The organism is Actinomyces sp. AC-20-1 (genome assembly GCF_023369555.1).
Classification (GTDB): domain Bacteria; phylum Actinomycetota; class Actinomycetes; order Actinomycetales; family Actinomycetaceae; genus Actinomyces.
In genome coordinates, this window is record NZ_JACJVC010000005.1 from 102,106 (window position 1) to 115,854 (window position 13,749).

Genomic DNA, 13,749 nt, shown 5'->3' on the forward strand with positions numbered 1-13,749 from the left:
CGAGGGTTCGGTCGCGAGTTCGAGCCCGCAACCCTCGAGCTCGCGACGCAGCCCTCGAGCTCGTGGCGGGAGGGCGGGAGGGAGACCCTCACTCCAGCTCGAAGGCCCCCGTGTACAGCCGGTAGTACGTGCCCCGGGCGGCGATGAGCTCGTCGTGGCTGCCGCGCTCGATGATGCGCCCGTGGTCGAGCACCATGATGGCGTCCGAGTTGCGCACCGTGGACAGGCGGTGGGCGATGACGAAGACCGTGCGCCCCGCCATGAGGTTGTCCATGCCGGCCTGCACCAGCGCCTCCGTGCGCGTGTCGATCGAGCTCGTCGCCTCGTCCAGGATCATCACCGGCGGGTCCGCGACCGCCGCGCGCGCGATCGACAGCAGCTGGGCCTGCCCCTGGGACAGGCTCGAGCCGTTGGCCGCCAGCACCGTCTGGTAGCCGTGCGGCAGGCGGCGGATGAAGCCGTCCGCGTTCGCCAGCCGCGCCGCCGCCACGCACTCCTCGTCCGTGGCGTCCAGGCGCCCGTAGCGGATGTTGTCCATGACGGTGCCCGTGAACAGCTTGACGTCCTGCAGGACGACGCCCAGCGAGCGGCGCAGGTCCCCCTTGGCGATCTTCGTGATGTTGATGCCGTCGTAGCGGATCTTGCCGTCGTCGATCTCGTAGAAGCGGTTGATGAGGTTCGTGATCGTCGTCTTGCCCGCGCCCGTGGCGCCGACGAAGGCGATCTTCTGGCCGGGCCTGGCGTACAGGCTCACGTCGTGCAGGACCTGCGTGACGCCGTCGTAGGAGAAGCTCACGTGCTCCATGACGATCTCCCCGCGCAGGCGCGTGTACGTCACCGTGCCGTCGGCCCGGTGCGGGTGGCGCCAGGCCCACTCCTCCGTGCGCTCGGCGCTCTCCGTGACCTCGCCGTCGGCCGTCACCCGCGCGTTGACGAGCCCCACGTAGCCCTCGTCCTGCTCCGGCTCCTCGTCGATGAGCGCGAAGACGCGGCCCGCGCCCGCCATGCCCATGGCGATGAAGGCGACCTGCTGGGCGGCGTTGCCGATTGTCTGGGACAGCTGGCGGACCATGCTGAGGTAGGACACGATGATGCCCACGGTGACGGTCCCCATGCCGGAGAAGCCGATGTTGGTGACCTCGAGCTGGATGAGCAGGCCCCCGACGACGGCGACGAGCACGTACAGGAGGTTGCCCAGGTTGCCCATCACCGGGCCCAGGACGTTGCCGTAGGCGTTCGCCCGCGAGGAGTCCTCGAAGAGCCGCTTGTTGAGCACGTGGAAGTCCGCCTTGGCGGCCTCCTGGTGGTTGAAGACCTGCACCACCTTCTGCCCGTCCATCATCTCCTCGATGAAGCCCTCGACGGTCGCCAGCGACTCCTGCTGGGCCACCATGAAGCGCGAGGAGGCGCCGCCGATCCGCTGGGTCGCCACCACCATGACCACGGTCGCGAGCACCACGAGGACCGTGAGCCAGAGGCTGTAGTAGAGCATCATCGCGAGCATCGCCACGAGCGTGAGCAGCGACTGGATGAGCGTGGGCGCCGACTGGCCGATGAGCTGGCGCACGGCGTCGGTGTCGTTGGTGTAGGTCGACATCACCGAGCCGTGGGCGTGCGTGTCGAAGTACCGGATCGGCAGGGACTGCATCCGGTTGAACATGTCGTCGCGCATGTGCTTGAGCGTGCCCTGGGTCACCACGGCCATGAGGCGCGAGTACACGAAGGTGCAGATGATCCCGAGGGCGTAGACGACGCCCATCATCGTGATGATCGAGGTGAGCGTGCCCGCGACCGGCGCGAGGCCGCCGGCGGCCAGGCCCGGGGTGATGACCTCGTCGACGACGCGCTGCATGAAGACCGCGGCGACCGTCGAGGCCACCGAGGCGATGACGACGCAGACGACGACGACGGCGACCCGCCAGCGGTAGTGGCGCAGCACGTAGCGCAGCAGCCGCCCGGCGGTGGCGGTGCCCGAGGCGGTCCCGGCCCGGCGGCCGGTCTGGGAGACGTCCTGGGTGTCGGCGCCCGGGGCGGGGCGCGCGGTGGCATCGGTGCGCGCCATGGTCAGGCGGCCTCCTCGTCGTCGGAGCGGTTCTGGGAGGCGTAGATCTGCTGGTACTCGCCCCCCAGGGCCATGAGCTCGTCGTGAGTGCCCTGCTCGAGGACCCGCCCGTCGTCCAGGACGATGATGTGGTCCGCGTGCTCCACGGAGGCCAGGCGCTGGGCGATGATGATCGTCGTCGTCTCCGGGGCCTCCTCGCTCAGGGCCCGGCGGATGAGGGCGTCCGTGCGGGTGTCGACGGCGGAGGTGGAGTCGTCCAGGATGAGCACCTTGGGGCGCTTGAGCAGGGCCCGGGCCAGGCACAGGCGCTGCTTCTGGCCGCCGGAGACGTTCGTGCCGCCCTGCTCGGTCCGGGTGTCGTAGCCGTCGGGCAGCTGTCGGACGAACTCGTCCGCCTGGGCGAGGCGGCAGGCGCGCACGAGCTCGTCGTCGGTGGCCCCGGGGTCGCCCCAGCGCAGGTTCTCCTTGACCGTCCCCGCGAACAGGACGTTCTTCTGCAGGACGACGGCGACCTGGTCGCGCAGGGCCTCGAGGTCGTAGTCGCGCACGTCCACGCCCCCGACGCTCACCCGCCCCTCGGTGACGTCGTACAGGCGGGAGATGAGCTGGATGAGCGTCGTCTTGGCGCTGCCGGTGCCGCCGACGACTCCGAGGGTGGAGCCCGCCGGGACCGTGAGGTCGATGCCGGACAGGGCGTCGGACTCGGCGTCCTCGGAGTAGCGGAAGGACACCCCCTCGAAGCGGACCTCGCCGTCGGCCACCTGAGTGAGCCCGCCGGTCGGGGAGGTCAGTGACGGGGCGCGGTCGAGGACCTCGGCGATGCGGGTGGCGGACTCCGCCGACATCGAGACCATGACGAAGATGAAGGCCAGCATCATCATGGAGGCGAGGATCTGCACGCCGTAGGTCATGAGGGAGGAGAGCTCGCCGGTGGTGAGCTCGGTGGCGCCCGAGGAGACGACGACGCTCGCACCCAGGTAGTTCACCAGCATGAGGGCCACGTAGATGAACAGGATCATGACCGGGTTGTTGAGTGCCAGGACCTTCTCCGCGTAGGTGAAGTCGGCGCGGACCTCCTGCGAGGCGGCCCGGAAGCGCGTCTTCTCGTGCTCCTCGGTGACGAAGGACTTGACCACCCGGATCGCGGAGACGTTCTCCTGGACGGAGTTGTTGAGGGCGTCGTACTTCTTGAAGATCCTGCGGAAGATGGGGAAGACGTAGGCGGCCAGGCCGATGAGCGCCCCGCCGAGCAGGGGCAGCATGATGAGGAAGATGAGGGCCAGGCGCGCGTTGATCGTCAGGGTCATGACCACGGAGAACAGGACCATGAGGGGCACGCGCACGGCGACCCGGATGATCATCTGGTAGGCCATCTGGACATTGGTGATGTCCGTGGTCATGCGGGTGACGAGCGAGGACGTCGAGAAGTGGTCGATGTCCGCGAAGGACAGCTCCTGGACTCGGGCGAACAGGTCCTCGCGCAGGTTGCGCGCCAGGCCCGCGGAGGCGGTGGCGGCGCGCACGGCGCTGAGCGTGCCGCAGGCGAGCGAGGCCATGGCCATGAGGACGAGGAGGAGGCCGATCCTCAGGACCGGCCCCATGCTCTGCCCGGTGAGCGTGTCGATGAGCGCCGCCATGAGGAAGGGCAGCAGGCACTCGAGGACCACCTCGCCCACCATGTACAGGGGAGCCATGAGGGAGGCCCGGCGGTACTCGCGGACGCTGCGCGCGAGGGTGCGAACGATTGTCATGCGGTGATTGTCGCGCTTCCCCGCCCCTGTCTCACCTGTCGAGGTCCTCGGTTTGCGTTCGAGGTCCCTGGGGGTTGGGGTGGTGCTCGAGCGCGAACCGAGGATCTCGGGCGGGGGAGTGCGTGCTGATGGCGCAGTGTGGTCCGCTCGGTGGCGGCCAGTCGACGGCACCCCTGCCCGCCGAGCCCTTGGTGTGAGCCATGCCGGTCGGCGCGTCCAATGCCGTTTGCAATCTCCTACCTTCGAGTCCAGCAAACCCCTACTTAAAGACCCTGCAAATCCCCATCTTCGTCTATGTTGTGGGCATGGAAACAGAACAGGAGGCGGGCATCGCGTACCTTCCGCGCGCCGTCGACGTGACGGTCGCCGAGACCCTCAAGTCGGTCGGCGCCGTCGTGCTGGAGGGGCCTCGTGGGTGCGGTAAGACCATGACCGGCCTGCACCACGCTGGCTCGTATGTCTTGCTCGACACCCCCGAGGCGCAGGCTGCCGCCGACGTCGACCCCCGCATGCTGCTTGAAGGTGAGGCTCCGCGGTTGCTCGACGAGTGGCAAACCGTCCCGCAGGTCTGGAACCTGGCTCGCCGCGCAGTCGACTTCTCGAACCAGCCCGGGCGCTTCATCCTCACCGGCTCGGCTGTGCCCACCGCCGACTCCATCAGGCACACCGGGGCGAGCCGATTCGTTCGCATACGCCAGCGCACCATGACGTGGGCGGAGAAGACCGGTGAGTTGACAAGCCCAGGCGTCAGGCTGTGCGACCTCTTCGCCGGCTCGGACCTGACCTCGTCAATGCACGCCAGCTCGCTCGCCGACGTTGTCGACAACCTGCTGATTCCGGGCTTTCCGGCCTTGCGCAACGCCACCGCCGCGGTGCGCACGCGCGCCCTGACCGGCTATCTGCGGGACACGGCCACCACCGACTTGGGAAGACTTGCCATGCTGCGCTCTGAACCCGTCCTCGTAGAGCAGATGTTGGCGGCGCTGGCCCGCTCCACGGCGACCGATGTCTCGCAGGCGACGCTGCGCCGGGATATTGCCCGTGTGCTGCCTGCGCCGTCCGAGGCCACGGTCGCCAAGCTGCTTGAGCTGCTGCAACGTGTGTTCGTAGTCGAGGCCGTGCCGCCGTGGACAACCGCGCTACGCTCCAAGGCGAGGCTGCGCCGCAGCAGCGCCTACCATCTCGCCGACCCGGCTCTGGCTGCTGCTGCGCTGGGCGCCGGTGCCGCCCGGCTGAAGCGCGACCTGGAGACTCTCGGCTTCCTGTTCGAGTCCGCCGTCGTCCACGATCTGCTCGTGTACGCAGAGGCGGCGGGTGGCCGCGTGTACCGCTACCGCGACTCGAACGGGCACGAGATCGATGCCGTGATCACCATGCCGGATGGCGCATGGGCTGCAGTGGAGGTCAAACTCGGCGGAGGCCAGGTGTCTGCGGGAGCAGCGCGGCTGGTGCAAGCGGTCGCGCAACTCGATGCACCACCGCCGGCGTTCAGAGCGGTGATCACCGGAACCGGCTTCACGGCCACGCTGCCCGACGGCACGCTGACCTTCCCTCTGGACGCGCTGCGCCCGTGACCGGGTAGCCGAGAGGACGCGGATCGGTGCGCGGCGTTCCTCCTATCGCCTGTCGAGGTCCTCGGTTTGTGTTCGGGGTTCCTGGGGGTTGGGGTGGTGCTCGAGCGCGAACCGAGGATCTGGGGGTGTGGGGTGTGGCGGTTGGTTGTGGGGTGTGTGTTTAGCGGTTGTCGAAGTGGGAGTCGAAGGCGGCGTCGGGCAGGTCGTAGACGTGGTTGCGGGCGTAGGCCAGGGCGAGGGGGGCGCCGGTGAGGCGGTCCATGCCGGAGTCCTCCCACTCGATGGAGATGGGGCCGGTGTAGCCGATCTGGTTGAGGGTGCGGAAGTAGCCGTCGAGGTCGGCGTCGCCCAGGCCGGCGGAGACGAAGGTCCAGCCGCGGCGGGCGTCGTGCCAGGGCAGGTGGCTGGAGAGGCGTCCGTTGCGTCCGTCGAAGTGGGTCTTGGTGTCCTTGCAGTGCACGTGGTAGATGCGGTCGGCGAAGTCGGCCAGGAAGACGGCGGGGTCGATGCCCTGCCAGATCATGTGGGAGGGGTCCCAGTTGATGCCGAAGGCCTGGCGGTGGTCGATGGCCTCGAGGGTGGTCTTGGTGGTCCAGTAGTCGTAGGCGATCTCGCTGGGGTGGACCTCGAGGGCGAAGGTGACGCCCTCGGAGTCGAAGACGTCCATGATGGGGTTGAAGCGGCGGGCGAAGTCCTCGTAGCCGTCGGCGATGACGTCGGAGCCGACGGGTGGGTACATGGCGATGTACTTCCAGATCTTGGATCCGGTGAAGCCGGTGACGACCTTGGCGCCGAGCTTGGCGGCGACCTTGGCGGTGAGCTTGAGCTCGTCGGCGGCCCGCTGGCGCACTCCCTCGGCGTCGGACTCGCCGGGGCCCCAGACGCGCTGGTGCAGCAGGGCGCGGTGGCGGAAGTCGATGGGGTCGTCGCAGACGGCCTGGCCGGTGGAGTGGTTGGAGATGGCGTAGACGTCGAGGTCGTGGCGGGCGAGGTTGTCCTTCCACTGGCGGCAGTAGGCGTCGTCCTCGGCGGCGCGGTAGACGTCGAGGTGGTCGCCGGCCACGGGCACCTCCAGGCCGTCGAAGCCCCAGCCCTGGGCCAGGGTGCACACCTGCTCAAAGGGCAGGTCCACCCACTGGCCGGTGAAGAGGTTGATGTTCCTGGGCATGACACTGCTCCTTCGCAAACAAGATCGAGGACGGCGACGACGACGGTCGCGATGGTGTGACGGTAAGCACCGCAGGAGGCGCTGACACCCGGCCCTCCGGCTCACCGCGGTTCCTCCGCACGCGCCCCTTCCGGTCCGCCAGGACGGAAGGGGCGTCCTCGTGCCTGGACGCGCCGGGCCCCCTCCGGCAGCATGGGTGGATGCTGCGACAGCCCTACCCGCGCACCGACGCGCCCCGAGTCATCGTCACCACCGACCCCGAGCTCGACGACCTCAACTCGATGCTCCGCCTCCTGCTGCACGCCAACGAGCTCGACCTCATCGGCCTCGTCTACTCCGCCTCCGGCCCCCACCACCGCGGCTGCGCCGCCAGGGGCGTGGCCCCCTTCCGCTGGCCCGCCCCCGGCGACATCCTCCACATCGACCAGGCCGTCAACGCCTACGCCCAGGTTGAGGACACCCTGCGCCTGCACGACCCCCGCTACCCCACGGCCGCGTACCTGCGCTCCATCACCGCGCTGGGCAACGTGGACGAGGTCGGGGACATGCGCGAGACCACCCCCGGCTCCCGGCTCATCACCGACGCCCTGCTCGACTGCGCCACGGCCGCCGACGGCGAGGACGCCGCCCGCCCGCTCTTCGTCTCCGCCTGGGGCGGCCTCAACACCATCGCCCGCGCCCTGCTTGACACCGACGCCGCCCTGTCCTCCCTCCCGTCCACAGAGGCCGAGGGCGGGCGCGCCCGCCTGGGCGAGCGCCTGGTCATCACCGCCTTCGGGGAGCAGGACGCCACCTGGCGCACCTACATCGAGCGCGTGTGGCCCGACGTCGAGCTCCGCCAGGTCGCCACGCTCATCTGGGGCTACGCCGCCCGCCTGTCCGTCCTGCCCGAGGACGCCGAGACCCTGTCACCCGGCTGGATGCGCGAGCACGTGAGCGCCGTCGGCCCCATGGGAGCCGCCTACCGCGTGTGGGGCGACGGCAAGCAGATGGCCGCCGGGTTCGACGCCGAGGACTACTTCGGGCTCAGGGACGTGAGCGAGGAGGAGCTGCGCGCCCAGGGCTACATGCTCTTCTCCACCCTCGAGGAGCCCGGCGCCTGGATCTCCGAGGGGGACTCCTCCAACGCCGCCCTCCTCTTCGACAACGGGCTGCGCTCCTGGGAGGACGCGACCTTCGGCGGCTGGGGCGGGCGCCAGAGCCTCGACCCTGGCGCCCGCGCCACCTACTCCACCGGCATGGTGCTCACCGGGGCCCCCGAGCCCGGCCACGTGCCCGCGGTGCGCGAGCGCGACCGCGTCCCCGGAGCCCCGGCCGACGCCGAGCCGCCCTTCGAGTACATGGTGGCCCGCTTCTGGCGCGCCATCCAGAACGAGCTCGCCGGCCGCCTCGCCTGGTCCGTCGCCGAGCGCTTCGAGGACGCCAACCACCCGCCCCTCGTGGAGGTGGCCGGGGGCCTGACCCGCAGCGCCGCCCCCGGCGAGAGCCTGACCCTGAGGGCCACGGCCACGGACCCCGACGGCGACGGCGTCGACCTGCGCTGGTGGGCCTACCCGGAGGCCGGGCGGCACCCGCTGCCCGAGGGCACGCCCCTGGCGCTGTCCGACGACGGCGACGGCGCCTGCACCCTCACTGTGCCCGCGGACGCGGAGCCGGGCACCCAGGTCCACCTCATCGCCGAAGTCACCGACCGGCCCGCCGAGGGGCGCCCACCCTTCACGCGCTACGCCCGCGTCATCGTCACCGTCGCCTGAGCGGGGCTGCCTGAGGGGAGTGTGCCGGCGGGCGCCGGTCCCTCAGGACACCCTCAGGCGCCGCGCTCGGACAACCAGGCGTAGGAGGCCCTCACCGCGTCGAGGACGTCGCCGTCGTAGTCGTCGAGCTCGATGACCTTGATCGTGTCCTGCGGGGCTGCCGCCAGGACGGCCTCGAGGTCGATGTCGCCCTCGCCGGCCGGCTTCTGCGCCCTCGTGATCGGGCCGATGACCGCCATGACCTCCTCCATCGCCTCCGGGATGACCGGCGGCTCGGCCGGGACCACGCCGTTCTTGATGTGCAGGGCCGCGACCCGCTCGCCCAGACGCCGCAGCAGCGCGGGCGTGTCCGCCCCGCCGACGCTGGCCCAGTACGCATCCACCTCGAGGCGCACCTGCGGGGCGAGGGAGTCGGCCAGCACCTCCAGGGCGTGACGGCCGTCGAGGAGGGTCGAGGTCTCCCAGGAGTGGTTGTGGTAGCCGACCTCGATCCCCATCGGGGCGGCCAGGGCGGCGACCTCGTTGAGCCGCTCGGCGGTGCGCGCCACATCCTCGGCCCGGGCCCAGCGGGCCGCCGGCACCATCGGGTCGATGAGCAGGCCGATGCCGACCTCGGCGGCGGCGTCGAGCGTGCGGGCGACGTCCTCGGCGTCCACCAGGCCGGCGTGGCCCGAGGCGGCGCTCAGGCCCGCGGCGTCGAGCGCGGCGCGGTACTCGGTGGGCACCCGGTCGAAGGCGAAGGCCTCGACCTGCTCCAGGCCGATCTCGCGGACGGTGGCGAGTGTGCCCGCCATGTCGGTGAAGAAGGTGTCGCGCAGCCTGTACAGCTGGAGGCTGATGCTCATGGTGGCTCCTCGGGCGTGCCCGTCGCGGGCGGTGGACGTGCTCGCCGCCAGGGTGTCACGGGTCACGTGCCGGTGGGCAGGGCGGTGGGGCGCACTTGTGCCCGTCGCGGGCAAGACGGGGCCCGACGGCGAGGGGCCCGGCAGTCGGTCCGGCAGGGTTACGGGGCGACCCGGCCCGGACGGGTCCGGGAGGCGAGCCGGCTCAGCGGCGCTCGCCGTCGAAGAGCGCCGAGACGGCCAGGACGGCCGCCCCGCGGCGCTCGTCCTCAAGCCCCTCGCTGGTGACGGAGATCCTGAGGTTCCTCGTCGCCAGGCCCAGGGCCCGCTCCTCGACGATCCGCTGCGCGACCTCGAGGAAGATCGGGCAGGCCTGCGGCATGTGCCCGGCCAGCACCACCCGGGCCGGGTTGAGCAGGGAGACGAGCATCGCCAGCGCGTTACCCACCGCCGTCGCCGAGCGGACCGTGAGCGTGAGGCACTCCGTGTCCCCGGCGGCGACACCCGCGATGACGTCCTCGATGCTCAGCTCTCCGGTCTGCTCGAGGCGGGAGCGCAGGAAGGGGGTCACGCCCTCGGTGGCGGCGCGCCGCGCGTCGCGCAGCACCGCCCAGCCGCCCGCGACCGCCTCCAGACAGCCCGTGCGCCCGCAGCGGCAGATCACCTGGTCGCCCGTCGTCACCCGCACGTGCCCGATGTCCCCGGCGGCGCCGTCGGCCCCGTGGTGGACACGGCCGGAGGCGAGCAGGCCCGCACCGATGCCGGTGCCGACCTGCACGTAGAGCAGGTCCTCGACCTGCTCCTGGCGCTCGGTGGCCCCCGCGAGGAAGCCCACGAGCATGACGTTGACGTCGTTGTCGACGACGACGGGCATGTCCAGCAGCGCCTGGGCGGTCCCGACGACGTCGAAGCCGTCCCAGCCGGGCATGATCGGCGGGGCGATGGGGCGGCCGGAGTGGCGGTCGACCGGGCCGGTGAGGGAGATGCCGGCGACCCGCACCGGGCCGTGCCCGGGCCGGGCCTGCTCGGCGCGGGCCAGGAGCGCCGCCAGACGGGTGGCGGCCTCGGCGAGGGTGGCCTCGGGGCCGCGCGTGATGGGCCAGTCCACGACCTCGGAGACGATGGTGGTGCCCGACAGGTCCGCGACCGACAGGCGCAGGGTCGTGGTGTGCACGCCGATGGACAGGGCCAGGCCGGCCTCCGCCCGGAAGCGCCAGGTCGCCGGGGCGCGGCCGCCGGTGGAGGGGGCGGAGCCGTCGGGGGCGAGCAGGCCCGCGTCCACGGCGTCGTTGATGAGCGCGGAGACGGTGTTGCGGCCCATGCCGGTGGCCTCCGCGATGGTCTGCCGGGTGACGGCGCGGCCCGTGCGGATGAGGTTGGTGACCGTCAGGACGTCGGGGGAGACGCCCGCCAGAGGGTTGGCCGGGGTGGTTGCAGGGTCCGTGTGCGTCATGTCAGTGCCAGTCGTGCGGTGGATGAGGCGGCGGGTGGGAGCCGGCTCGATTGTAGGGCCGGAGACGGCGGGCTTCGGCGGTGATCGTGCACAAGTCCGACGGAGCCCGCTTCCCGCCGCCCCGGCGGGCCCCTACCGTTCTTCTTGTCCGGACGTCGCAGCACTGAGGAGGCACTGGGACCAGCAGGCCCACCGGCCCGCCAGCCGCAGGCGCCAGCACCCGTCAGTGCTGCGGGGACCGGGCCGCTCACCGCCCGACGACGGTCGGTGGGTGCCGGGGTTCAAAGGGTTATTCCCCCGGAGCTGTGCGGTCCTCCGCGCTCGCAGCTTCGTGGGCCCGGACCGACCGCCTTCCTTCACCCAGAAGAAAGGACGGATCCCCATGACTCTCAAGCGTGGAGTGACCCTGTACGCCCTCCAGGACGCCTACGGCCGCGGTGGCCTCGGCCTCGAGGGCTGCCTCGACCTCGTCAAGAACATGGGCGCCCAGGGCATCGAGCTCCTCAGCGACCAGATGCTCGAGGACGCCCAGGACGCCACCGACGACGCCATCGCCGAGGCGAACGCCCTGTTCGACGCCTCCGGCCTGACGCGCGTCTCCAACGACATCTTCATCAACTCCTGCCTCTACCGGAACCGCTGGCTCACGATCGAGGAGCAGGCCGAGTCCCTGAGGAAGGACCTGCGCCTGGCCCACCGCCTCGGCTTCCCGCTCGTGCGCCTCGTGTCCCGCACCAACCCCGCCGTCGTGCCGCTGGCCCTGCCGCTCGCCGAGCAGCTGGGCGTCACCATGGCCGTCGAGGTCCACGCCGGCATGAGCTTCGACCACCCGGAGACCGCCGCCTGGATCGACCAGATGAAGGAGCTCGACAACCCCCACGTGGGCCTCGTCGTCGACTTCGGCATCTACTGCCAGCGCTACCCGGAGATCGCCACCGACTACTTCCGCGCCCAGGGCCTGAGCGAGGACGTCGTCGCCTACATCGCCGACATCTACGCCTCCGGCTCCGACGGACGCCGGGCCTTCCCCCGTGCCAGGCACGTCCAGGACCGGGACGTCTACGAGTTCCCGGAGGACCTGAGGCGCCTCTTCAAGTCCCCGGTGGACGAGGTCTACGCGGCCAACGCCTCGGGCTACGAGAACACGAGCCTGGACACCCTCGACGAGTACCTGCCCTGGATCACGTCCTTCCACGCCAAGTTCTGGCAGATGGTCCCGGACGGCAAGGGCGGCTACGAGGAGGCCTCCATCAACTACCCGGCGATCATCGAGCGCCTCACGAGGCTCGGTTACGACGGCTACCTCTGCAGCGAGTACGAGGGCCAGCGCTTCATCGTCCCCGGCAACCCCATCCCCGACGTCGAGCAGCTCACCCAGCACCAGAAGATGCTCGAGACCCTCATCAACGGAAAGTGAGCTGACCCATGTTCGACGGCTACATCTTCACACCCGACTCCTTCCGCCCCTACGTCGAGGACGGCGTCACCGCCGGCTTCGAGGTCGACACACGCATCCCCTACTACCGGGGCATCCCGCTGTCGATGGTGGACGAGGTGCGCGTCCTCGTCGACGGCGAGGCCGTGGACCCGTCCTCCATCCGCTTCAGCGCCGACGGCGGGGCGCACTGGTTCACCCTGGAGGAGATGTGGACGGTCGCCTCCATGCGCTGGGAGTACAGGAACGAGGCGACGGTCCGCGTGCTCATGGACGGCGGCCTGCCGAGGGGCGAGCACGAGGTGACGCTCTACATCCGCGTGCGCGTCGCCTACATCCCGGTCCCGATCGGCGGCGAGATGACCCGGACGGTCACTGTCTGAGTGCCCTCTTGCTCCCTCCGCTGAGCCCTGGGCTCTCACACTGAGACCTGACCGCAGACGTCAGGGCTCGACGTGAGTGCTCAGGGCTCAGCGGGTGGGGGCCGGCGCCTCAGATCTGCACTCCGTGAGCAAAAGCTGGACCTCCCACCCTGGTCCGGCCCGTCGCCGTCGCCATAACCTCGACGCAGCCCGGGAGCTCACCCGGGAGCCGCGGCTACCGCGCACGGGCCATCCTGCCCGTGGGTCTGCCGGCCGCACGATCCCCCAAGGACGGGGGAGCTCCGACGAAGGGAGTGGTTCATGGCTATCAAGACGGGCGTGTCGCTGTACTCGCTCCAGGACGCCTACGGCCGCGGAGGCCTCGGGGTGGACGGCGTGCTCGACGCCGTCGTCTCCACCGGCACGCAGGGCGTGGAGATCCTCTCCGACCAGATGGTGCGCGGCGCCGCCCGCGCCACCGACGAGACCATCGACGCCTTCAACGCCTCGCTCGACCGCTCGGGCCTGACGCGCGTCGCCAACGACATCTTCATCAACTCCTCGCTGTACAAGAACCGCTGGCTCACCCTCGAGGAGCAGTGCGAGCTGCTGGCCGCGGACCTGCGGCTGACCCACCGCCTCGGCTTCCCGCTCGTGCGCATCGTCTCCCAGACGGACCCGGGCGTCATCCGCCGCATGCTGCCCCTGGCGGAGCAGCTCGACGTCGCCCTGGCCGTCGAGGTCCACGCCGGCATGAGCTTCGACCACCCGCTCACCGCGGCCTGGATCGAGGAGATGAGGGCCGTCAACCACCCGCTCGTGGGCCTCGTCGTCGACTTCGGCATCTACTGCCAGCGCCACCCGCGCGTGTCCACCCGCTACTTCCAGGAGACCCTGGGGGTCAACGACGACGTCGTGGCCTACATCGACGACATCTTCGCCTCCGGCACGGACCCGCGCCAGTTCTTCCCCCGCAACCCGGACAACCCGGACGACTACATGTTCCCGGAGGAGCTGACCCGCCACTTCAGGCACTTCCAGGACCGCTTCTACTGCATGATGTCGACCGGCTACGAGAACACGAGCCTCGACACCCTCGACGAGTTCGCCCCCTACATCAAGTCCTTCCACGGCAAGTTCTGGGAGGTCACCGACGAGGGCGAGGAGTACTCCATCGACTACGGGCGCGTCTTCGAGCGCCTCAACCGGATCGGCTGGGACGGCTTCGTCTGCTCCGAGTACGAGGGCCAGCGCTTCGCCCTGCCCGGCGAGCCCGTCCACGACATCGACCAGGTGACCCGCCACCAGGCCCTGATGCGCGCGCACCTCAACGACGGCCTCAACTGAA

General features: G+C 70.4%; 10 protein-coding genes. 5 read left to right on the forward strand and 5 right to left on the reverse strand.

The window, feature by feature from the left end:
* Window positions 1–88: 88 nt before the first annotated feature.
* Window positions 89–2,062, reverse strand: coding sequence for an ABC transporter ATP-binding protein (locus H6X67_RS04670; RefSeq protein ID WP_249368497.1), 1,974 nt, complete (start codon window positions 2,060–2,062; stop codon window positions 89–91).
* Between the two features lie 2 nt (window positions 2,063–2,064).
* Window positions 2,065–3,813 carry an ABC transporter ATP-binding protein gene (locus tag H6X67_RS04675; RefSeq protein WP_249368498.1) on the reverse strand — a complete coding sequence of 583 codons (1,749 nt, stop codon included), beginning with the start codon at window positions 3,811–3,813 and terminating at the stop codon, window positions 2,065–2,067.
* A 305-nt stretch (window positions 3,814–4,118) separates the two neighbouring features.
* On the opposite strand from H6X67_RS04675, the gene H6X67_RS04680 reads away from it, so the two are divergent.
* A complete protein-coding gene (locus tag H6X67_RS04680; RefSeq protein ID WP_249368499.1) occupies window positions 4,119–5,387 on the forward strand; it encodes an ATP-binding protein in 1,269 nt (422 codons plus the stop codon).
* Between the two features lie 160 nt (window positions 5,388–5,547).
* Here the strand turns inward: H6X67_RS04680 and H6X67_RS04685 are convergent, their stop codons facing one another.
* Window positions 5,548–6,555, reverse strand: coding sequence for a sugar phosphate isomerase/epimerase family protein (locus H6X67_RS04685; protein WP_249368500.1), 1,008 nt, complete (start codon window positions 6,553–6,555; stop codon window positions 5,548–5,550).
* 200 nt (window positions 6,556–6,755) lie between these two features.
* Here H6X67_RS04685 and H6X67_RS04690 point away from each other — a divergent pair, with 200 nt between their 5' ends.
* On the forward strand, window positions 6,756–8,309 hold the full coding sequence (locus H6X67_RS04690; protein WP_249368501.1) for a nucleoside hydrolase-like domain-containing protein: 1,554 nt from the start codon (window positions 6,756–6,758) through the stop codon (window positions 8,307–8,309).
* 53 nt (window positions 8,310–8,362) lie between these two features.
* Here H6X67_RS04690 and H6X67_RS04695 read toward each other — a convergent pair whose 3' ends face one another.
* Window positions 8,363–9,154: a sugar phosphate isomerase/epimerase family protein gene (locus tag H6X67_RS04695; RefSeq protein WP_249368502.1), complete on the reverse strand. Its 792-nt coding sequence runs from the start codon at window positions 9,152–9,154 to the stop codon at window positions 8,363–8,365.
* A gap of 202 nt (window positions 9,155–9,356) precedes the next feature.
* Window positions 9,357–10,604, reverse strand: coding sequence for an ROK family transcriptional regulator (locus H6X67_RS04700; RefSeq protein ID WP_249368503.1), 1,248 nt, complete (start codon window positions 10,602–10,604; stop codon window positions 9,357–9,359).
* Between the two features lie 382 nt (window positions 10,605–10,986).
* Here H6X67_RS04700 and H6X67_RS04705 point away from each other — a divergent pair, with 382 nt between their 5' ends.
* From H6X67_RS04705 to H6X67_RS04715, 3 genes are all read left to right on the forward strand, one after another.
* A complete protein-coding gene (locus H6X67_RS04705; RefSeq protein WP_249368504.1) occupies window positions 10,987–12,021 on the forward strand; it encodes a sugar phosphate isomerase/epimerase family protein in 1,035 nt (344 codons plus the stop codon).
* A gap of 8 nt (window positions 12,022–12,029) precedes the next feature.
* Window positions 12,030–12,422, forward strand: coding sequence for a C-glycoside deglycosidase beta subunit domain-containing protein (locus H6X67_RS04710; protein WP_249368505.1), 393 nt, complete (start codon window positions 12,030–12,032; stop codon window positions 12,420–12,422).
* 300 nt (window positions 12,423–12,722) lie between these two features.
* Window positions 12,723–13,748, forward strand: a complete 1,026-nt coding sequence (locus H6X67_RS04715) for a sugar phosphate isomerase/epimerase family protein (protein WP_249368506.1) — start codon at window positions 12,723–12,725, stop codon at window positions 13,746–13,748.
* Window position 13,749 lies beyond the last annotated feature (1 nt).